This window comes from Nitrospirota bacterium, assembly GCA_040757595.1.
Taxonomy (GTDB): domain Bacteria; phylum Nitrospirota; class Nitrospiria; order Nitrospirales; family Nitrospiraceae; genus JBFLWP01.
Map to the genome: position 1 here is coordinate 146,856 of JBFLWP010000005.1, position 21,045 is coordinate 167,900.

General features: G+C 65.2%; 16 protein-coding genes, 1 tRNA gene and 2 pseudogenes. 11 read left to right on the top strand and 8 right to left on the bottom strand.

Annotated features, from left to right (window positions below):
* Positions 1–326: 326 nt before the first annotated feature.
* The 4 genes from AB1411_07050 to AB1411_07065 are packed head-to-tail and all read left to right on the top strand — an operon-like array spanning position 327 to position 7,061.
* Positions 327–2,033: a proton-conducting transporter membrane subunit gene (locus AB1411_07050; protein MEW6543353.1), complete on the top strand. Its 1,707-nt coding sequence runs from the start codon at positions 327–329 to the stop codon at positions 2,031–2,033.
* Positions 2,033–3,334, top strand: coding sequence for a proton-conducting transporter membrane subunit (locus AB1411_07055; protein ID MEW6543354.1), 1,302 nt, complete (start codon positions 2,033–2,035; stop codon positions 3,332–3,334). Before AB1411_07050 ends, AB1411_07055 begins: the two co-directional genes overlap by 1 nt.
* Positions 3,322–6,699 carry a DUF2309 domain-containing protein gene (locus tag AB1411_07060; protein MEW6543355.1) on the top strand — a complete coding sequence of 1,126 codons (3,378 nt, stop codon included), beginning with the start codon at positions 3,322–3,324 and terminating at the stop codon, positions 6,697–6,699. Before AB1411_07055 ends, AB1411_07060 begins: the two co-directional genes overlap by 13 nt.
* Before the next feature lie 20 nt (positions 6,700–6,719).
* On the top strand, positions 6,720–7,061 hold the full coding sequence (locus AB1411_07065; GenBank protein ID MEW6543356.1) for a P-II family nitrogen regulator: 342 nt from the start codon (positions 6,720–6,722) through the stop codon (positions 7,059–7,061).
* 316 nt (positions 7,062–7,377) lie between these two features.
* Here AB1411_07065 and AB1411_07070 read toward each other — a convergent pair.
* Together AB1411_07070 and serS are read right to left on the bottom strand one after the other, a co-directional pair.
* A tRNA-Ser gene (locus AB1411_07070) sits at positions 7,378–7,467 on the bottom strand.
* 90 nt (positions 7,468–7,557) lie between these two features.
* Positions 7,558–8,847, bottom strand: a complete 1,290-nt coding sequence (gene serS / locus AB1411_07075) for a serine--tRNA ligase (protein ID MEW6543357.1) — start codon at positions 8,845–8,847, stop codon at positions 7,558–7,560.
* Between the two features lie 123 nt (positions 8,848–8,970).
* Here serS and AB1411_07080 point away from each other — a divergent pair, with 123 nt between their 5' ends.
* From AB1411_07080 to AB1411_07090, 3 genes are all read left to right on the top strand, one after another.
* Positions 8,971–9,993, top strand: a complete 1,023-nt coding sequence (locus AB1411_07080) for a PA0069 family radical SAM protein (protein MEW6543358.1) — start codon at positions 8,971–8,973, stop codon at positions 9,991–9,993.
* 45 nt (positions 9,994–10,038) lie between these two features.
* Positions 10,039–10,410: a rhodanese-like domain-containing protein gene (locus AB1411_07085; protein MEW6543359.1), complete on the top strand. Its 372-nt coding sequence runs from the start codon at positions 10,039–10,041 to the stop codon at positions 10,408–10,410.
* A 101-nt stretch (positions 10,411–10,511) separates the two neighbouring features.
* Positions 10,512–11,561: a DUF362 domain-containing protein gene (locus AB1411_07090; protein MEW6543360.1), complete on the top strand. Its 1,050-nt coding sequence runs from the start codon at positions 10,512–10,514 to the stop codon at positions 11,559–11,561.
* 126 nt (positions 11,562–11,687) lie between these two features.
* On the opposite strand, the gene AB1411_07095 is transcribed toward AB1411_07090, so the two are convergent.
* A complete protein-coding gene (locus AB1411_07095; GenBank protein MEW6543361.1) occupies positions 11,688–12,245 on the bottom strand; it encodes an OmpH family outer membrane protein in 558 nt (185 codons plus the stop codon).
* A gap of 362 nt (positions 12,246–12,607) precedes the next feature.
* Here AB1411_07095 and kdpF point away from each other — a divergent pair.
* Positions 12,608–12,661, top strand: a pseudogene (gene kdpF, locus AB1411_07100) (K(+)-transporting ATPase subunit F).
* A pseudogene (locus AB1411_07105) lies at positions 12,661–13,201 on the top strand (potassium-transporting ATPase subunit KdpA). The pseudogenes kdpF and AB1411_07105 overlap by 1 nt, the downstream one beginning before the upstream one ends.
* Before the next feature lie 129 nt (positions 13,202–13,330).
* On the opposite strand, the gene AB1411_07110 reads toward AB1411_07105, so the two are convergent.
* On the bottom strand, positions 13,331–14,614 hold the full coding sequence (locus AB1411_07110; protein ID MEW6543362.1) for an outer membrane beta-barrel protein: 1,284 nt from the start codon (positions 14,612–14,614) through the stop codon (positions 13,331–13,333).
* Positions 14,615–15,043: 429 nt separating this feature from the next.
* Here AB1411_07110 and AB1411_07115 point away from each other — a divergent pair, with 429 nt between their 5' ends.
* Entirely contained in the window at positions 15,044–15,457 is a 414-nt protein-coding gene (locus tag AB1411_07115; protein MEW6543363.1) for a hypothetical protein, read from the top strand.
* 25 nt (positions 15,458–15,482) lie between these two features.
* On the opposite strand, the gene AB1411_07120 is transcribed toward AB1411_07115, so the two are convergent.
* Positions 15,483–16,577 carry a GGDEF domain-containing protein gene (locus AB1411_07120; protein ID MEW6543364.1) on the bottom strand — a complete coding sequence of 365 codons (1,095 nt, stop codon included), beginning with the start codon at positions 16,575–16,577 and terminating at the stop codon, positions 15,483–15,485.
* Between the two features lie 91 nt (positions 16,578–16,668).
* Between AB1411_07120 and AB1411_07125 the strand changes: the two genes are divergently transcribed.
* Complete coding sequence (locus tag AB1411_07125; protein ID MEW6543365.1) at positions 16,669–17,349, top strand: GDSL-type esterase/lipase family protein; 681 nt, start codon at positions 16,669–16,671, stop codon at positions 17,347–17,349.
* Between the two features lie 132 nt (positions 17,350–17,481).
* Here AB1411_07125 and zwf read toward each other — a convergent pair whose 3' ends face one another.
* The 3 genes from zwf to AB1411_07140 all read right to left on the bottom strand — a co-directional run bounded on the left by zwf (position 17,482) and on the right by AB1411_07140 (position 21,032).
* Positions 17,482–19,026, bottom strand: coding sequence for a glucose-6-phosphate dehydrogenase (gene zwf, locus AB1411_07130; protein ID MEW6543366.1), 1,545 nt, complete (start codon positions 19,024–19,026; stop codon positions 17,482–17,484).
* Between the two features lie 16 nt (positions 19,027–19,042).
* Positions 19,043–19,936, bottom strand: a complete 894-nt coding sequence (gene gnd / locus AB1411_07135) for a phosphogluconate dehydrogenase (NAD(+)-dependent, decarboxylating) (protein MEW6543367.1) — start codon at positions 19,934–19,936, stop codon at positions 19,043–19,045.
* Positions 19,937–20,222: 286 nt separating this feature from the next.
* The gene (locus AB1411_07140; protein ID MEW6543368.1) at positions 20,223–21,032 is read right to left on the bottom strand and encodes a hypothetical protein; all 810 of its coding nucleotides are present in this window, start codon (positions 21,030–21,032) and stop codon (positions 20,223–20,225) included.
* Between the last annotated feature and the right edge of the window lie 13 nt (positions 21,033–21,045).

A 21,045-nucleotide genomic window follows, 5' to 3' on the forward strand; every position in this document is an offset into this window, starting at 1 on the left:
GCCGGGATAGGGCTAAAGTCTCACCCCGCACGCTCAATGGGAGCTTGTGCCGAGAGCGGCGCTATGGTATGACAGCACGCAGCGAATTGCAATTTCGGGGGGGCGGCGGTCCTGCCGCGCGAGCGGGGATCTCGGACCCTCTGAGAGATACAGCGGCCTGTAGGGTGGACGGCTTTCCAGACTGGAGGGCCGGAGCAGTACAAGCCAGCCGACGCTCCACGGAAATGGAGAGCCGGCTGGCTTTTTTTGTGTGCAAACGGCCCCCGAGCCGATGCCCCGAGCGCCGGTGCTGCCGCCTTCTGCGCTGCGAAGAGTCTGAGGCCGGCATGTCTTCCACGATTCTCGTCCCGCTCCTGCCTCTATTGGCGGCGCTCATCGTCGCGGTCGGTCCGCGCAGTTCCGTGGACCGGCGCGCTATGATCGGCGTATGTCCCCTCGTCGCGGCGCTTCTCGGCGCCATCGCGACGCTGGTGTCGGTCGCATCGCATGGGCCGATCAGCCTCCGCTGGTACGAGCCCGGGCCCGCCATCCCGTTCGCCTTACCGATCGGCTTGTATGTCGATCGCCTCAGCGCGGTGATGATGGTGCTGATCACGGCGATCGGCATCCTCATCTACACCTATTCCATGCGGTACATGCAGCAGGAACGGGGCTATACCCGCTTCCTAGCTTTGATGCTGCTGACAATTGTCGTGCTCTTATGCATGGTGTCGAGCGCCAATCTCGTGATGCTGCTTGTCTTCTGGCAGTTGCTCACGCCGCTGCTCTCCCTCTTGGCGCATCGTCACGAGCATCAAGCCACGCTCGACGGCGCCTTCAAGACCTTCACCTTGCTGCGGACGGCGGACATGGCCTTCCTGGCCGGCATCGTCCTGGCCTTTGCCCTGTACGGCACCGTCGAATTCCAGGAGCTCGCCGCCCGCGCCGCCTCGAGGGCGATCGCGCTCCCGCTCTGGCCGGGGGGCGGACTGGAGATCAGCGGGGCCACGGCCGTCACGCTGCTGATTTTCATCGGGGCCATGGGGAAATCGGCCCAGTTTCCGCTGCATGTCTGGCTGCCCAGTTCCCTGTACGCTCCGACGCCGGTCCACGCCCTGCTGCACGCCGGGATCATCAATGCCGGCGGGTTCCTGCTGAACCGTCTGGCCCCGCTGTACGGGCTGAGCTCTCCCACGCTGCACATGGTGTTCGTCGTCGGCATGCTCACGGCGGTGCTGGGAGCCTGCATGATGCTCACCCAGAACGACATCAAGAAGACGCTCGGATTTTCCACCATCGGGCAGATGGGCTACATGATCATGGAATGCGGCCTAGGCGCCTTCGCGCTGGCCGTCTTTCATCTCATCGCGCACGGGCTCTTCAAGGCCACCGTATTTCTGAACTGCGGCAACGTGATCCATAAGGCCCGCCAGGAGCCGGTCTTCCCGCACATACCCCATGCCGTTGAAGAACCCGGGCTGTCGCGCCTCACGTGGAGCACCGGGTTTGTCACGACGCTTCTGCTTCCGCTCGTCATCCTGCTGGTGACCCACGGCGTGCTTCGCATCCCGCTGCTGGAATCCCAAGGGACCGCGATCTTCCTCTTCTTTACTTGGGTCACGTCCTCCCAGGCCATTTTAACGCTCACCCGCCTGCGCGCGGTCGCGTCGTGGAAGGTCTCCGCGGCCATGCTCCTGACTCTGCTCTTCGTCGTCTTCACCTATCTGTTTGCGGCGGAAGCGTTCACGTCGTTCCTGTACCCGGATCCCAGGGACGTGGCGTTCTACTTTCAGGCGGCGGCGTTGCCCGGCTGGCTGTTCGACGGGCTCATCGTCGGAACCGTCCTGCTGACGATCCTAGGCTGGGTCTATCTCTATGCCCAGGCCCACGGGCGCACGGTGCAGGTGCCCGCGTGGGTGGACGAGCTGCGGGTGCGTCTGTACGTGCTGCTCATGAATCGTTTCTATGTGGACGCGCTGTATGCCCGGTTCGGCCGTGGCGTGATGCGCGTGGCCGACTACGTCGACAAGGGCTCGTTTGGAAGGTTGTCGTGATGGCTGAAGGATTCTCTCTTGCGCTACCCGTCGTTGTCCCTCTCGCTGGGGCGGCGTCGGGGGTTGCGATCTGGTCCAAGCCCCGGGCGCTAAAGGTCTGGGCGCTCCTGGTTTCGCTCGCGAGCTTCGTGACGCTCGTGGCGCTGTCCGGAAACCCGCCCGCGTCGGCGGCAGGAATGCCGTTCCTCGCCCTTGTTCCGGTCGCCGCGTTCCTGTCGTTGTTGGGGCAATCGCCGCACGAGGACAACCGCGCAGCGTGGGTGATGACGTTGCTGCTGCTTGGCTTGGGGCTTGGCGTGTTGGTCGGACGGGACGGCATCGGACTGATCCTGCTGGCGCTCATCCTGAGCCTCGTCAGCCTCGTGATCCACCGGTATCGTGCTAGGTCCGTTTCCCATCCGTGGTGGGGCATCGGGACATGTGCCCTCGGCGCCGTCTGCCTCATCGTGGCGCTGCTGGCGACCCCACCGGCCGCCACGGTCGCGCAGCTGGTGGCCTGCGCAATCCTACTGCCGCTGGCGCCCTTGCACGGAGGCTATGTCGCGGCGCTCGCGGGATTGCCGGGAAACCTGCCGGCATTTCTCGCGTTCCTGCTGCCCGTTCTCGGGTATAGTGGGTTGCTGATCCTGTCCCCTGGCATGCCGGAAGCCGCGGTGAACGCGCTGATCATCCTGGGGCTCGCGGGCGCGTTCTACGGGTCCCTCAAGGCGCTGACTCAGTCGCGCGTGCGGTTACTCCTGGCTTACGCCAACCTGTCGTTCTTTTCCATCCTGTGGTGGTACGTGGCTGCCACCCGAACCGCCCCTCCGCAAGCCAGCATCTACCTCGTCGCCGTCGGCCTGGTGACCAGCGGGTTTCTGCTGGCCTGGCACGCCGTGCAGGCCCGATACGGCGACTCGGACCTGCGCGCGATCAGAGGGTTGGCCCATCCCATGCCGCTGTTCGCCACATTGTTGTTCCTGCTGGCGCTGGCGGCCATGGGGCTGCCTCCCTTCGGCGTGTTCTCCGGCTTCATGGGGCTGCTCCTCACTCCGGCCCTGCCGCTGTCCGGGGCGCTGGTCGCGGTCCTCGTGTGGCTCGTTGCCTCCTGGTATATCCTCAGTCTCGTGCATCGGCTGCTCTTCGGCCGGCACCGGCCGGACCTCCGCTACGAGGATCTCCGACAGGCCGAAGCTTGGCCGCTAGTTCTGATCGTCCTGATGCTGACCGCGCTGGGCCTTGTGCCGCCCCGTGGCGCGGAGCCTGGAACGCTGGCGCCGCCGGCCCGCACGGCGGCGGAGTCTCTTCTATGGAACCGGTGAACCGTCCATCCTACAGTGAAATGCAGCGGATGGAGCTCGGGGGGACGATCCGTCTCGCCAGCGAGGTCATTGCCCAGTACTGGCCCATGCGGACGTTCGTGCATCACAATCCGCTGCACAGCCTCGAGTATCTCCGCTTCGACGAATCGGTCAGGCGGGGCCGGCAGTTGCTGGGAGGGAACGGATACCTTTCCGGCGACCTCTATCGGGAATATGTCGGAACGGGCCGGATTCGTCTCGACCATCTTGATGAGGCTCTGAAACCGCTGGTGCGTGACAAGCACGTGTTCCTGGGGGCGCATCGCGTCACGCATGGCGAAGTGCTGCGCGCCTGTCTGACACACGGGCTCTGCGCTCCCGTAGAGGAGCCGGCTGATGCGATGCCGGCGCACGGGCCGGGTCGGCATGCGGTCGAGGCCCTGGCCGACCACCTCGCTACCGCGTGGAGATATGCGGCCGTGAGTAACCGGGTGGCGGAGGCGGTGCGGGAGGACCAGGCCGCCCTGGGCCGCTCGGTCACGCTCTCGAGTTGGTGCGACTGCACCCTGGGGACCGGGATCGTCGAGCAGGTCAACGACGAACTCATTAAGTGGTGCGAGGCGTTCCTCGACGAAGGGCACGCCGCCTGGCCCATGCCCGGGCGGGAAAAGGATTTCTACGGGACCTGGAAGTCCCTCGCGCGACACGAATGGTCTCCCTGCGGCATCGCGGACAGCCGCGGAAAGATCGCGCGGCTGCCCGAGCACCCGGAGGACGCGGTGCTCGACAGTCTCGCCGCCCTGGAGATTCCCGACGCATTTCGGCAGGACTATCTCTCGCTCCAGCTCGCCGCGCTGCCGGGATGGGCCGGGTTCGTCAAGTGGCGGGCTGAACAGCGGGAATATGTCTGGCAACGTGTCTATCCCGTCGGCCTCGTGAAGTTCCTCGCCGTCCGTCTGTGGTACGTGCGGGAGCTGGTTCAGAAGGCCTGCCGCGAATCGCTGGGAATCGACGGTAACTACCGATCGATTTCAACGTACATGCAGCACCATCCCGATGCCTATTTCCTGAGGCGGGAGCGGGTGGCCGGGCGTCTGCCGGCCACCTATGCCGAGCAGGTTGATCGGCTCTGCTACCGGGACGGGAGTGTGCGCGAGGCGGTGAGGCGGAGCGCCCAGAACGGATGGAGCCACCTGGCCGACCGCTACCGGGCAGAATTCGGCCCAAGTCTGGATCGGGCCGCGCGACGGGCCGCAGCCAGACGGCTGCGCTCGCTGGCTCAGGCCCTGGAAATTGCCCCGGAGACCCTGCTGGACGCCTCGCCGGAGGATCTCGCAGGGCTCGTGGAGTGGATGGAGGCCTTTCCGGAATCGGACCATGGTCCGGTCTGGCTCAAGGCGTTCGAGGCCGGCTATCACGAGCGCCTCCTAGGGCAGCTCGCGAGCAACCTGGGTTCGCGGGATGCGGCCAGGCCGGATGAGGGAGAGGCAAAGCCGTCGAAGGTTCTCTCCGAACGCGAAGAGCCATCACCTGCGCGGCCGGCTCAAGCGAAGCTTGGTATGGAGGAGGCGACGCAAGCCCCGGCAAGGGTTCGGCCGGATTCCCAGTCGGTCTTCTGCATGGACGTGCGTTCCGAGCCGTTCCGGCGCCATCTGGAGGCAACCGGGGCGAGCGAGACCCACGGATTCGCGGGGTTTTTTGCCGTCTTCATTCGGTACCGGGCCTGGGGCAAGGAGCATGACACCGAACAATTCCCGGTGATCATGCGGGCCAAGCATGAGGTGCGGGAAATTCCGCGCAGCTACTTCGACCACGTCGTCTCCAAGCACGAGTCCGGGGCCAGGCTGGTCCACGCAGGACATACGCTCCTGCACGACCTGAAAGAAAACGTGGTGACGCCTTACGTCATGGTGGAGTCGCTCGGGTGGTTTTACAGCCTTCCCATCGTCGGAAAAACGATCCTGCCCGCCCTGTACCGGTGCTGGACCACCTGGCTGCGGCGCCTCCTCGTGCCGTCCCTTGCCACCTGCGTCACCGTTGACAAGCTGCCCCCCGCTGACATCGAGGAGATGCTTGCGAGCGAGCAGCGCGCGCTCATCAGGAAGGCCCTGCGGGAGCGGCTCGGCCTCCATGGGTTGCGGGTCACCCCGGAATTCGTCGAGATGCTGAGGACGCGGGCGCTGAACGGGGCAGGAGAGGCGGACCCCTCCCTGGTCGAGGCGGCCCGGCAGGTTCATGTATCGTCAGGAGAACTGGCCGCCCTGGTGGACGATCTGCGGCGGGTCTACCGGATCGATCGGCGCTGGGCTTCGGCGCAGAAGGAGCGCATTACGCGGACCGGGTTCACGCTCGAGGAGCAGGTTCTGACGGTGGATACGGCGCTCCGCATGATGGGGTTGACCCGCAACTTCGCGCGGCTGGTCCTGTTCTGTGCGCACGGGAGCACCTCGGAGAACAATCCGTTCGAGTCGGCGCTGGACTGCGGGGCCTGCGGGGGCAACGAGGGCGCGCCGAACGCCCGCGTGCTCGCCACGATGGCGAACAAGCCGCGAGTCCGGGAGCGGCTGGCGCGTAGCGGCATCGCGATCCCCTCCGACACCCACTTCCTGGCCGGTCAGGTCGACACGACGACGGACGAGGTGCAGCTCTTCGATCTGGAGGACGTGCCAGCGACGCACGCGAAGGATGTGGCACGGTTGCTCGAGAACCTGAGGGAGGCCGGCCGGCTGACCAGTCTGGAGCGCTGCGCCCGTCTGCCGGATGCGCCGGTCGCGCTCACGCTGGCCCGGGCCGTCTCGCACGTGCGCCGGCGCAGCGCCGACTGGAGTCAGGTCCGGCCGGAATGGGGGCTGTCCGGCAACGCCGCCTTCGTGATCGGCCGGCGCGCGGTCACCAGGGGACTCGATCTGGGCGGGCGCGTCTTTCTGCACTCCTACGATTATCGGGAGGACCCGACCGAGCGCCTCCTCGAGGTGCTGATGACCGCGCCGCAGGTTGTGGCCCAGTGGATCAACATGGAACACTATTTTTCGACCGTGGATAATGAGGTCTATGGCGGAGGCAGCAAGGTGTACCATAATGTCGTAGGACGGGTCGGCATCATGTCGGGGCCTTGGAGCGATCTCCGTCTCGGCTTGGCCTGGCAGACCGTGATGAACGGTGAAGTTCCCTACCATGAGCCGATGCGCCTGCTCACGATCATCGAAGCGCCCCGCGCGCGCATCGAGAGGCTGATCGGGCGGCACGAGGTGCTACAGCGCTTCTACTATCATGAATGGGTGCACCTGGTTGCGCTGGAACCGGAGGAAGGGGCGCTGTACCGGTATCTGTCGACCGGCGAGTGGAGCCGGGTTACCTGTACGCAGACTCGCGACAAAGCCGTGTAACGCGTGAAAGGAGTTCGGATATGGGCGGGTTGACCTTGCATCCCATGAAGGAAGTCCGCGTGATCGTCGCGGGCGAGCATCGGGCGTTTGTGACGGAGTTGCTGGATAAGATCCAGGCGACCGGCTACACGATCATCGGCAACGTCTCCGGAAAAGGCCATCACGGGCTGCACGAATCCCATTTCATGTTCAGCGAGCTGGAAAGTCTGGTGATGATTATGACGGTCGTGCCGCAGGAAAAAGTGGAGCCGATCCTTGCCGGGCTGCGGCCACTGTTCGATCGGCACTCCGGCGTGATGTTTGTCGCCGACGTCGCGGTGAGTCGGCGGGAGTATTTTGGCACGCCGACCGCCGGTTCGTGATCCGCCGCGCGCAAGAACCCTTCCTCAATCAGGCCTCAGGGGCCGGGGGCCCGTTGCATTCCCCAAGAGCAACGGATGCCCCCATCGCGGAATTGTTACGCACCCCCCTCGTTCGCATCCCACTCCCTCGTGTGGCTCATTCGATCCTTGCTGCTCCATGTCGAATCACTTATGCAATTAGAGTCGCGCAGCGCGACACCGTATTTCGGCACACAGCCTAGCTGCCTGCTGGTACGTGTGGCGCGCCACTGCCTGTCGGGAGGAGAGAGATTCGCTGCGGATCGCGCTTTCGCGCTCCCGCCAAGCAAGCTCGGTGTGGCGGAGGGGGTGGGATTCGAACCCACGGTCGAGTTGCCCCGACTCCGGTTTTCAAGACCGGCCCGTTCGACCGCTCCGGCACCCCTCCACGCAAGACGGTGATGCGTGATCGGTGATCTGTGGTGCGCAACTGGCAGCAGTCGAGCGCGGCCAATTTTCACCTATCACCCGTCACCAATCACTGCTTTATGATCCGATCCACGCCGCCCATATACGAACGGAGCACGTCCGGAACCTGCACCGACCCGTCCGGCTGCTGGTAGTTCTCCAGGATGGCCACGAGGGTCCGGCCGACGGCGAGGCCGGAGCCGTTCAGCGTGTGCACGAACTCGGTCTTCCCCTCTCCCTTGCCGGCAGCCGCCCGCCGAAAGCGGATGTCGGCTCGTCTGGCCTGGAAGGCTTCGAAGTTGCTGCAGGAGGAAATCTCCCGGTAGGCGTTCTGCGAAGGCAGCCAGACCTCCAAGTCGTAGGTCTTGGCCGCGCCGAAGCCCATGTCCCCCGTACAGAGGGTGACGACCCGGTAGTGCAAGCCCAGCTCCTGGAGCACGGCCTCGGCCGCGTTCGTCAGCCGTTCCAGTTCCTCGTAGGATTCCTCCGGTTTCGCAAAGGCCACCAGCTCCACCTTGTTGAACTGATGCAGGCGGATCAGGCCGCGGGTGTCCTTGCCGTAGGAGCCGGCTTCCCGTCGAAAGCAGGGGGTGTAGGCCGTGTACCGGATCGGGAGCCGGTCTCCGGCCAGAATCTCCTCCCGGTGCAGGTTGGTCAGCGGCACCTCCGCCGTCGGAATCAAATAGTACTCGTCGTCCCTGAGGCGGAAGAGATCCTCCTCGAATTTCGGGAGTTGCCCCGTGCCGGTCATGGCGTTCCGGTTGACCATGAAGGGCGGGAGCACTTCCCGGTACCCGTGCCGGGCCGTGTGCAGGTCGAGCATGTAGTTGATCAGCGTCCGTTCCAGCTTGGCGCCAAAGCCGGTCAGGACGGCAAACCGGGCCCCCGTCATCCGGGCCGCCCGATCGAGGTCCAGGATGCCGAGCGCCTCGCCCAGATCCCAATGGGCCTTGGGAGCGAACGAAAAGGACGGAGGCGTGCCCCACCGCCGGACCTCGACGTTGTCCGCCGAGTCCTTGCCAGCCGGAACGGACCGGTGGGGGACGTTGGGAATGCGAAGGGCCAACTCCGCCAATCGTTCCTCCACGGTCCGCAGATGCTCTTCTCCCTCCTTGATCCGGTCGCGCAACTCCTTCATCCGGGCCATGGCCTCGTCCGCCGGCTGCTTCTCCCGCTTGAGACGGCCGACCTCTTCGGATCCCTTCTTGAGCTGATGGCGCAGGTCTTCGACCTTCGTCATGGCGGAGCCGCGCTCCTGGATCAGCTTGCGCAGATCGTCCCAGGGCACGTCGGCCCCGCGGGGTCCCAGGGTCCCCCGGATCGTCTCGAAGTTGTCGCGGAGAACGCGGAGGTCGTGCATGGTGCGCGATGTTACGTGAGGACCGGACGCAGGTCAATGGCGGAATGGTTGATGGACGAGGCGGGCGGGGAGGCCGCGAGCGGCTTCTTGACAAGGCGATCGGGGAGGGAGACTATACCCGTCATGCGAACCGTCGCCAACCCGCCCAACCCGTTCGAATCCCGGCAGCGCGAGCGGCTGGAGCCTTCCCCTCAAGTGAAGCTTGAAATCTATGACGATACGACCAGAGAAATCCTCAGCAGGAACGACTCTCCCGATCTCCCCTTCCGCTGGAGCTTGAACCCCTACCGCGGCTGTTTTCACGCCTGCGCCTACTGCTACGCCAGGCCGACCCATGAATACTGGGGATTCGGCTCCGGGACCGACTTCGATTCCAAGATCATCGTGAAGCGGCGGGCGGCGGAGCTGCTGCGGGAAGCGTTCATGAAGCCCTCCTGGAAGGGCGAGCTGATCGTGTTCTCCGGGAATACCGACTGTTATCAGCCGATCGAAGCGACGCTGGGGCTCACCCGTTCCTGCCTGGAGGTCTGCGCCGAGTTCCGGAATCCGGTCGGCCTCATCACCAAGTCCTCCGTCATCGGACGGGACCTGAATCTGCTGAAACGGCTGCACGAAGAGGCCTGGGTGCAGGTCTATCTCAGCATCCCGTTCGCCGACGACGAAGTGGCGCGCAAGGTGGAGCCCCAGGCCCCTTCGACCACCAAGCGGCTGGAAACGCTGAGGCTCCTCTCTGAGGCGGGCATTCCCACCGGCGTCTCGATCGCGCCGGTGATCCCCGGGCTCAACGACGAAGACATCCCGGAACTGCTCGTGCGGGCCAGGCAGGCGGGCGCGGCCGGCGCCACCTACGTCCTGCTGCGGCTGTCGGACAACGTGGAGCCGGTCTTTCTGGAGCGGATGGCCCAGGCCTTTCCGGATCGGCTCAGGAAGATCACCAACCGGCTCCGCGAGGTGCGGGGCGGGAAGCTGACGGACGGGGAGTTCTTCAAGCGCCACCAGGGCAGTGGCACCTACTGGCAGATGATCGAGCAGCTCTTCGAGGTGAGCCGCCGGAAGGCCGGTTTCCCCGATGAAGCCGACCGGCCGATTCCCCGGACCTTCCGCAGACCTGATTGCGAGCAGACGAGTCTGTTTGAGATGAGCTGACGGCCGAGCCGAGAGCCGACGGCTGATCGCTTCCGAGGCGCATGCATGAAACACAACCCCGGATTTCTCAAGCTCGTCGAGCAGGCGAAGCGGAGCGTCAAGGAATGTACGATCGGCCAGGTGAAGGCGAAGCTGGACCGGGGCGAGCGCTTCCATCTGGTGGATGTCCGGGAGGATCACGAGTTCTCGAAAGACCACATCGTTGGGGCCAGGCACCTGGGCCGTGGGATTCTGGAGCGGGACATCGAGACGGTCATTCCGGACAAGCGGGCGGAGATCATCCTCTACTGCGGCGGCGGCTACCGGTCCGCCCTGTCGGCAGACAGTCTCCAGCAGATGGGCTACACCAACGTGGTCTCGATGGACGGAGGCATCAGGGCCTGGCGCGAAGCCGGTTATCCGCTTGAACAGGGCTGAGGAGTGGTCAAATGGTCATTGGTCATTCGTGAAAGGGGCTCCTTCCAGGCGACGAGCGACCGATGACGAATGACGGATTTTTCTCCTTTACACGCCGCGACTTGCTGAGCCGCCTCGGATTCGGCCTGGCCTTCCTGCCGGCCCTTGCCGCCGCTCCCCGTTCGGTTCTGGGCAGCCTTTTGTTCGATCCGGAGGGTCCGCTCGTTCCGGCCAAGCCGGTCCCTCCCAACCCGTTCACGCGGGACGGCAAGGCCCTGGTCGCGCTGGTGCACGGGCGGGATCCGGCGACGATGCTGAAGGCCGGTCTCGACCTGTTGGGCGGGCTCGATCGGCTGGATCTCCGGGGAAAGCGGGTGCTGATCAAGCCCAACCTCGTCAACGATCGGCCGCCGCCTACCACGACCAGTCCGCAAGTCGTGGCGGCGGTCGCCCGGGCGATCCGGGTGGCCGGAGCCTCGGACCTCGTCGTGGCGGACAGTTCCGGGATCATCCGGTTCCCGACGTCCGAGAATCTCGTCGCGACCGGCATGAAGGCTGCGGCTGAAGGGGAGGGGGCGCGCGTCCTGGCGCTGGAGGACGAAGCCTGGGTGCGGGTCGAGCCGCCCCAGGCCGTCTCGCTGCCGCGGTATTACGTCTCCAAGCCGGCCTATGAAGCGGACGTCCTCGTCAACCTGCCGGTGGTGAAGACGCACCGGTTCGCCCACTATTCCTGCAGCCTCAAGAACCTGGTCGGGATCACCCACCCCCGCTACCGTCCCTCCGTGACGTTTCTGGCCGGGGACTGGCACGAGCGGATCGCCGAGCTGAACCTGGCCGTGCACCCGCAGCTCACCATCGCGGACGCGACGACGGTCATGATCGCGGGCGGGCCGACCAGCGGGACCCCGGCTCCGGCCGACCTGCTTCTCTTGAGCGGGGATCGCGTGGCGCTGGACGCGGTGGCCGTCGCGCTGGTCCGCTCCTTCGGAGCCTGGCCCAAGGTGGCGGAACGGGGAGTCTGGGAGCAGCGCCAGATCAAGAAGGCGATCGAATTGGGGTTGGGCGTCAGCGGGCCGGAACGGGTGGACCTGGTGACTCAGTCCGTCTCGGGATCAGACGAGAGGTTCGAGCGGCTGGTCGGGACGCTCCGCCGCGACCTCGGCGTAGGATGAGGGGAGAAGGGAAGGTGGTCGGTGGTCTGGGGGCGGTGGACGGTGGTCAGTGGATCGTGGTCAGGTGGCGCGGTGACTGAAGCCCTGTCCTCGCTGATCGCCGACCACTGACCACCGTCCACGGCGTTACTTGTTCTGCTTGTCGAATTCCTTGATGACTTGGTCGGTGAGATCGATGGTGTCCTTGTTGTAGATGACGATGCGGAGCGTCTGCTCGCTGCCCTTGTCCACGATGAGGCTGAACCCGTTCTTTTCCGCAACGGATTTAGTCGCAGCGGCAATTTTCTTCATGTACTCGTCGACCATTTCCTTCTGCTTGACCGCCAGCTCCTGGTTGAACTCCTGTGCGCGCTTCTGGTAGGCCTGGATCTTCGCGCGGAACTGCTCCTGCTTCTCCTTCTTCTGGGCCTCGCTCAAGGCGGCTTCCTGGTCCTTGAGCTGCTTTTCCAGGGACTTCAGATCCTCTTCGTCGCTGGACAGCAGCTTTTGCCTGGTCCGCGCATAGTCCTTCAAGGCATCCAGCGCCCGCTTGCCGGCCTTGGACTTCTCCAAAACCTCCTGCGGATCAATGACCCCCATCTTGAACGTCTCGGCGGCGAGTCCGGGCGATGCCGCCAACAGGAGGGGCGCCATGAGGATCGCCGCGAGGGCCAGCAGGGCTGGGCCCGTTCCGTTCCGCACCATACGATCGTTCTCCTTTCTCGGTCGGCGTGAGGCCGTCATCTCGGTCGTGAAAGCTGGGCGAGAATAACCGTCGGGGCCGGCTCTGTCAAGGCCGTCGGCGGACCGTCCCGCAGCCCTACGCAAGGCGCGCCCACCGGGTCTTTACGGATTTTTTACGTGCCTCCCGCCCTTTTTGATGCCGTCCTGAGGAATGGGAGGATAAGGTCAAGCCGAGGAGTCCTTATGGCAGGCTCGTCATGATGGATTTTGTGACCCTCTCCACAGGCCTCCTGTTCTTCGTCCTGTCGGCGCTTCTGCTTCGGCTCTGCGATCGGCTGTGAGGCTGGCATGAACCTGCTCTATCTCCTGTCCGGAATCGTGGCGCTGGCCTCCTCGTCTACCTGTTCGTGGCCCTCTTGCGGCCGAAGCGCTTCTGATGACACTGAACGGGTTGTTCCAAGTCGGCTTGTACTTCCTCGTGCTGCTGGCTCTCGTCAGACCCCTGGGCTGGTACATGGCCAGGGTCTACGAGGGCCGGCCGATCTGGCTCAACTTCGTGCTCGGCCCGGTCGAGCGGCTCATCTACCGGGCCTGCGGCGTTCGCGAGAGGGAGGAGACGGACTGGAAGACCTACGCGTCGGCGATGCTGTTCTTCAACGCCGCGGTCAGCTTCACGTCCAACACGAACTGGCAGGCCTACGGCGGTGAGACTACCCTGAGCCATTTCACGCAGACGGCCGGCTTGACCGTCCAGAATTTCGTCTCGGCCGCGACGGGCATGGCCATCCTAGCCGCGCTCATCCGGGGATTGGCCAGGCGGAACGCCCAGACGATCGGCAACTTCTGGGTAGATTTTGGTGCGCGGCACCCTCTATATCCTGCTGCCCCTCTCGCTGCTCCTGGCGGTTGCGCTGGTCGGCGAAGGGGTCGTCCAAACTTTCGATGCCTCTCGGACCGTGTCCTTGCTCCAGCCTGTGTCCTATTCCAAGCCGGTCGCTGCGCCGGATGGGCAGCCGCTCCTGGATGAGCCGCGCTATCTGGTCACGGAGCTGGGCGTCGGGTACCGGCTGCGCACCGAGTGACTCGTCCCGCCCGTGCTCGTGCGCTCACGGGGAATCGAAGGTCCAGAGCAGTCCGAAGATCAGCAGATGCTGGCCCGGCGTCAGCATCGGCTGACCGTTGGAGAAGTTCCCGTTCTTGAAAAATCCGCCCTGCTTGCCCGTGGACTCGTCGTACCGATACTCCAGCCGGAGCAAGGTGTTCGTCCATTTATAGGGAATTTTATATTCCAGGGTGTTCGTGACGGCCTTGACGAGCTGCTGGTTCCCGGTCCACCGCCCGTTCCGGTCCCAGTAGAACTCCGGCCGCACGGCCACGCTCCACGGCCCGGCGATGTGCCAGCGGGTGAACAGGGCTCCAGCCGTCACGAAGGCCCGCGGGCTTCCCGGCTGGCCGGCGATGTTTTCCGTCCCGAAGTCGTAGGACAGGGCGACCGTGACGTCATCGCCTTTCCATTCGGCGATGTAGTTGGAGTACAGCCGCCAAAACTCCATCGACGTGTTGGCCTGGGCGGGGCCGTAGTAGATGGTTTCCGTCACCGTGATCCGCGACGTCGGCTTCCACTGCACTTGCCCTCCATAACTGGGCTGGTCGTTGGGATGGGCCAGGTGGGAATAGGAGTTGATCACGTAGAGGGCTACGGCGATGTCGTCGCCCACCGGATAACGGGCGTTGACCCCGAACATCTTGTAGGGGGTGTTGTCGGCCATCCAGGAGCGGGTGTAGTTGAAGTTGTCCTTGGCGTACAGCGACTCGTAGCCGATCAGGCTGTTGAAGAGGCCGGCGGTGACGGTCAGGTTCTTGCCCCCCGCCGGCGCCAGGTACGAGACGTTCGCGTTCGAGAAGTGACGGAGCGTATCGTAGCCGCCCACCTTCGGCTCTCCCCGGAGGAACGCGAAGTCGATCGTGTCATAGCCGTCCTGGAGGCCAAACTCCATTCCCCAGCGGGAGTCGGGCGTGGCGTCCTTCCGTACGTAGGCCAGGGCCATGTTGGGGGCCAGCTCGTTCGTCCGGTTGGCGGTGCTCCTGCTGCGGAACAGGTGATTGTTCGGGAAATTGAAGTTCAGATCGTAGCTCAGGTCCACGTAGGCGCCGTAATGCCAGAGCGAGGTCTCGTCACTCGCGCTCTTGGAGCCTTCCGCCGGAGGCTCGCCCGGGGCTCCGCCTGGCTCCTGTGCAGCCGCGGCGGCCGCCGTCCATGCGAGCAGGGACAGGATCCGGCAGGCGCAAAACAAGGACCTGGTGAGAATCGCGCGTCCGTGCCCGTGTGCCTTTCCGGGCGGGCACTCCGTTTCAGACGGGACGCGGCTGGTCAGCCTGCTTTCCGACACCGATGACTCCTTTCTCCGGCAGTCCGATCCAGGTTGGGTCCGGGGTCCTGATCGGTGGAGGAATTCCCGGATCGTTCCCATGACCCCACGAGCCATTCCATGACGGCCATCCAGAACAGGCCCACGATGACAAGCGGCGCACCCCAGATGAGCAACGCCATTGCAGCGCTCCGTTCAGCACGTCGTGAAATCGGCTCGCCCACTGTCCCGGTCTCTTCTTCGGTTGATCCAGCGTGGACTCTACACAAACGGACGTGAAAGGGGTGTAAAAAGAGAACGGCGCGACATCAAGAAGTCGTAAAAGCGATCAGGGCTGGAAAGCTGCGCGATTTATCCCAGGAATTGGTCTGGGGGTTCCAGCCTGTCGTCCTGCGAAGCGGTTTGATTCCTGTCCGGCAAGTTGGGTAGGCTAGACGCAGGGTCGCAATCGTGGCAAATCAATCGCGTCCAGCTCGCCTGTTCGGCCATCGAGAGTTCGTCCAAGCGCTTCAGCGGGAACCCCTCGCTTGTCCCGCTCCAAACTGCTCCGGGCCGGTGGACGTGACCGACCTCTCCCGGCACGATGATCGGGTGAAGGTCTTCGGCCTGCACTGTCCCCGCTGCCGTTGGGAAGGCCGGCTGACCGGGCGCGAGGCCCTGACCCCTCCCTGGGACGAGGCGGCGCTCCTGGTCATGGCCGACGAGCACCTCATGCACCAGCAGCCGAGCTGTCCCCACGACGGGACGCCGGTGGTCTTCACCTCCTTGCCCAATCCCCGCCGCCAGGCCCGCTACCGGCTCTCGTGCTACTACTGCGGGCGGCAGGCGGAGATGGACTGGCCGCCTCCCGAGTCGAGACGATAGCCCACGGCCACAGTGGTGTGAAAGCCTAGAACCGTTCGAAGGCGTCCCCGGCCGCCTGCGGCTGCTCCTCCGGGGCGGGGGGGGCCTCCAGCGGGTGATAGCAGACGCGATTCCGCCCGGCCCGCTTGGCCTGGTAGAGGGCGAGGTCGGCCGCCTTCAGCATCTGGGAGGGGGTGGGAGGCAGGTTGCTGCCGGGGTTGTAGGTGGTCACGCCGATGCTGGTGGTGAGCCGGAACGACACGTCGCTGTAGCCGAACTGAAACCGCGCCACGGCTTCGCGCAGGCGCTCGCCCGCCGCGATCGCACCGTCCTTTTCCACCCGCGGCAGGATCCACACGTACTCGTCCCCGCCCAAACGGCCAGCCAGGTCGTATCCGCGGGATTGCACCGCGAGGATCGAGGAGTAGTCCTTGAGCACCAGGTCGCCGACGTCATGGCCGTAGGTGTCGTTGATCTCCTTGAAGTGATCGACATCCAGCACGGCGCAGGACAGGGGGGACTCGAACCGTCTGGCTTCCTCCAGCGAGCGGCCCAGGGTTTCCATCAGGTGGCGGCGGTTCGGCATGCCGGTCAGCTCGTCGTGCATGGCCTGGTGGACCAACTGCTCTTTGTGCGACTTTTCCCGCTGCGCCAGCTCCGCGAGCGCTCCGTAGAAGAGCGTCATGATCAGGAGGAACGGCAGGCGCAGCAACAACGTCCCGATCGGAATCGTCTCCTGGTCGGTGGCGATCATGAACGCGCCGTAGCCCAGATAGGCGACACAGGTCACGGCGGCCAGGACCAGCGCGCGTTTCAGGTTGCCGGCAGCGCCGGCGATCATGATGATGCCGAAATAGACCACGAACAGATCGCTTCTGCTCGTGCCGGTCCAGTAGAGCGTGGAGGGAACGAGCAGGGTATCCACGACCACGAGCGTGGTCGCGATCGCGTTCGTGCTCATGAGCCTGGGGAGACCGTAGAGGAGGAGCAGGTTGCCGGTCAGGACGGCCAGGACGAAGAGGGCGGCGTTCCCGTTCTCCAGTGAGTCTTGGTGGGTGACGACGTGGGCGCAGAGCACGACCACGACCAGCCACTGCATGATCGGGATCGGCCGGATGAACCTCTCGAGGGAGTCGGTCATGCGGAGCGCTCTGCCAGGAGAAGCGGGTCTCATTCTCCGCCCAACGGCGCGGTTTGTCAATGAGGAGCGGGGAGGATACAATTCCCGTTCAATGCGCGCGCAGGATAGGCTCCCGCTCATCCTCTGTTTCGGGGACAGCTTGACGGCCGGGTATCAGTCGCCCACGCCGGAACGGCCGGAGATGCGCGAGACTCCCTATGGGATATTCCTGCAAGAGCGGCTGGGGAATCGGGCGCGGGTGGCGGTCAGCGGGGTCTGCGGGGAGCTGACCGGGGAAATGGTCATGCGGTTCCGGCGGGATGTCCTCGCCCATGCTCCGGCCTCCGTCGTGATCCTGGGCGGGACGAACGACCTGGGCTGGAACGCGGGTCCGGCGGACATCATGCGGAACCTCCTGAACATGTACGAACTGGCCCTCGGCGCGGAGATCAGGCCGGTCGCGGTGACGGTGCCCTCCATCAGAGCCCCCTGGCCCGACGGCGACTGGTCCGTGCCCGCTGGGCCCGACCAGGACAGCGGGGGACGGCGGTGGCTGCAGGATCACATCCAACGGCGCCTGGCCCTGAACCGGCTCATCGGGGACTATTGCAAAGCCCGGGGGGTGGCCTGTCTCGACCTCTTTGCCGCCACGGTCGAGCCGGACACGCTGGCCCTCGCCGCGCCCTATTCCAACGACGGGCTTCATCTCACGACCGACGGGTACCGGCTCCTGGCCACGCTGCTCTACGAGCGGGTCTTTGCCGAGCAAATTGGGCTCGTGGCACGGGGCTAGGGGCGCGGGGCCAGGGGGGGGATGACACGGGGACTGGGGGATTCTGGAGACGCGGGGGCACGGAGATCGCTGCGTCGCTTCTTCCCCACGTCTCCGCATCGGTTCCCTCAAGCTCTGTGCCTCGCACCTGAATCAGAGCGTCCGCCAGCTCCGTCCGTCGCTCTGGATGAGCCGGTCCGCTTCGACCGGGCCCCAACTGCCGGCCTGATATTCAGGCAGCCATCTGACCCGCTGCGCTCCCCAGGCTTCCAGGATCCCGTCGATCCAGGCCCACGACGTCTCCACGGCGTCCCGCCGCATGAACCGCGAGGCGTCGCCGGCCATCACGTCCAGTAGGAGCCGTTCGTAGGCCTCGGGGGAGGGCGTCCCGAAGACCTCGCTGTATTTGAAGCTCATTTCGACCGGGTGCGTCTCCGCGCGGGTGCCCGGCACGCGGGACATGATGCGCAGGGAGAGCCCCTCTTCCGGCTGGATCCGCAAGGCGAGCAGGTTCGGGGCTTGCGGCTTGTCCGGATCGACGTTGAAGAGGATCTGGGGAATGTCTTTGAACTGGACCGCCACTTCGCTGGCGCGCTTGGGCAGGGCTTTCCCGGTCCGCAGATAGAACGGGACGCCGGCCCAGCGCCAGTTCTCGACGAAGCATTTCAGGGCCACGTATGTCTCCGTCGTCGAGTCGGGGTTCACGCCCGCCTCCCGCCGATAGCCGGGCACGTCCGCGCCGTGGACTTTTCCGCTGCTGTACTGGGCCCGGACGACGAACCGCTCGGCGTCCTTCCCCGTGATGGGACGCAGGCAGCGGAGCACCTCGATCTTGGCGTTCCGGACCACGTCGGGGTCAAGGGAATAGGGGGGCTCCATGGCGACCAGGCAGAGAAGCTGAAGCAGGTGATTCTGCACCATGTCGCGCAGGGCGCCCGATTCCTCGTAGTAGGTGGCCCGGCTGCCCACCCCCTCGGCCTCGCTGACCGTGATCTGCACGTGGTCAATGTACTTGTGGTTCCAGATGGGCTCGAAGATGCTGTTGGCGAAGCGCAGCACCATGAGGTTCTGCACCGTCTCTTTCCCGAGATAGTGGTCGATCCGGAAGGTCTGGGACTCGGCGAAGACGCTGCCGATGGTGGCGTTGATCTGTCTGGCGGATTCCAGATCGCGACCGATCGGCTTCTCGACGATGACCCGACTGTAGGGGTTGGTTCCGTCCGGGGGATGAACCAGCCCCGCGCGCTGGAGTCCCTCGCAGACCGGCGTGATCGAGGTGGGCGGAATGGCCAGGTAATAAATCCGGTGCCCCGGAAGCTTCAACTCGGTCTCGACGCGTTCGGCCGCTTGACGCATGTCCGAATAGGAGCCGGAATCGTCGATGTCCGCGGAGCGGTAGAAGAGGTGCCGTTCGAACTCGGCCCACTTGGGCTCGAGCAGGGCCTGGCGGGAGAAGGTGAGCACGCCTTCGCGCGCGATCGCGCGGAAGTCCTGATCGGTGAGGGATTTGCGGCCGAGGCCCAGGACGGCGAAGTTGCTCGGGAGCAGGCCGTCCAGGAGCAGGTTGTACAGCGCCGGAAGCAGGCGTCGGCGGGCGAGATCGCCGGAGCCTCCGAAAATCACGATCGTGCACGGCTCGACCGGCACGCCCCGTCCGACCTCGAGTCCTACTGCAGGCCCTCTGCCTGGTTGTTCCATCACGACTCCCCCGGACTTATTTCCGCACCGCATGCCCGCCGAACGCGTTCCGCAGGGCCGCCAGCAGCTTTTCGGCGAAGGTCTCCTGCTGCCGCGAGCGGAAGCGCGTGAACAGCGCCGCCGTCAGGGTGGGGACGGCCACGTCCTTCTCGATCGCGTCCAGGATCATCCACCGGCCCTCCCCAGAGTCTTGCACATACCCCTTGAGCTTTTCCAGGCGGGGGTCCTCGGCCAGGGCGCCGGCGGCGAGCTCGAGCAGCCAGGAGCGGACGACGCTGCCGTGCATCCAGACGGACGCGATCTTTCCGAGGTCGAGGTTGTACTCGCTCTTGGCCATCAACTCGAACCCCTCGGCGTAGCCCTGCATCATGCTGTACTCGATGCCGTTGTGGATCATCTTGACGTAATGTCCCGCTCCGTGCGCGCCCATGTAGGCCCAGCCGTCTTCCGGCGCCAGGGTCTTGAAGATCGGCTCCAGCCGCTGCACGACGGCGCGATCGCCGCCGATCATCAGACAGTACCCGAGCTTCAGGCCCCAGACGCCTCCGCTGGTGCCGACGTCCACGTACTGGATGCCTTTGGGCTTCAGCTCGGCCGCCCGGCGGATGTCGTCGTGGTACTTCGTGTTGCCCCCGTCGATGATCGTGTCTCCCGATTGGAGCAGCGCGCTCACCGACTGGATCGTCTCCTCGGTCGGCGCGCCGGAGGGCACCATGATCCAAACCGTGCGCGGAGGGGTCAGCTTGGAGACCATCTCGGCCAGCGAAGAGGCGCCGAGGCAGCCGAGGGCTTCGGCCTTCTTGACGAGATCGGTGTTTCGGTCATGGGTTACCAGACGATGGCCGCCGCGTTGCAGGCGGGTGACCATGTTCATGCCCATCTTGCCTAATCCGACGAAGCCCAGTTCCATGGCGGTCCTTTCCCCACTCGGGCCGCGCCGCCTGCGGCCTGTCCGGCCGACTGCCCGGCGGCGAAGAGCGGCGTAACCAGTGGATACCAACGGGCAAGAACGGAGAGTTCGAACGGCACGATTCTAGCACAAGTCTCATCGGTTAATCGCGTCAAGCCGTTGAGCGTTTTTTCTTCCTTTTTGGACCCGCCGGGGGGACACTCGCGGACGATTCTGGGAGAGGACTACGTGGGACGCTGGGACGGTGGTCACCAACAGAGGCAGAAGGGACCGAGCGAGAGGTCCGTCAGTCGATGCGCGCCGGGTTGGGGACGTCGCGGAAGATCACGTCGGCCAGCTCCTTCCCCACGGCCAGCCGTTCTTCCAGGGTCGGAAGGGTCAACAGCCGCTCCAGCAGGCCGCCGACCGTCGCATCGCGTGACGAGACGAAGCGCAGGGTGTCGGCGGGGGAGGTGGGCCAGAAGCCCCGCAGGCGAAAGAAGGCCTGTACCAGGCTCTCGAAGAAGAGGCCCAGCAGATACTGCGCGGTCGCGGGATACTGGGCCAAATCCTCCGCCTTCCCCAACCAGTGAAAGCATTCCGCCTTGAGGCGGATCTTTTCGTTCAGACTGGCCGGCGGCGGGCCTTGGCGGAACCGCTGCCCGGCCTTCTCGATGAGCCGGCTCCCGGCCGCCTCCTGCTCGTAGAGGATTCGGCCTTTGCGGAGTAGCGGCGGCAGGCGCGGCACGTGACCGATCTCCTGCTCGACCGTCTTGTGGCCGCGATACCGGATTTCGACCAGACGGTCGGCGATCCGGACGATCTCCTGCCCCTCGTCCTGTCCCTTCACGACCGCGATCAGATCCAGGTCGCTGTGCGGCGTCAGGGCCCGTCTGGCCCCGGAGCCCACGAGGATGACCGCCAGCAGGTCCCCGCCGCGCTTGCCCCGCACGTGGCGGAGCGAGGCGGCCAGCACCTGGTCGAAGCCGGATGCCTCCGCCGGCCTGCGCGGCGCCTCGGACGGCTCCGGGATGTTCAGCAGCTCGGCCTGCAGCTCCTCCTTGGTCGGAAGACCGGTGGAAGATTCGCCGGGCTGGGACGGGGAGGTGGGTTCCATCGGTTTGAAGGCG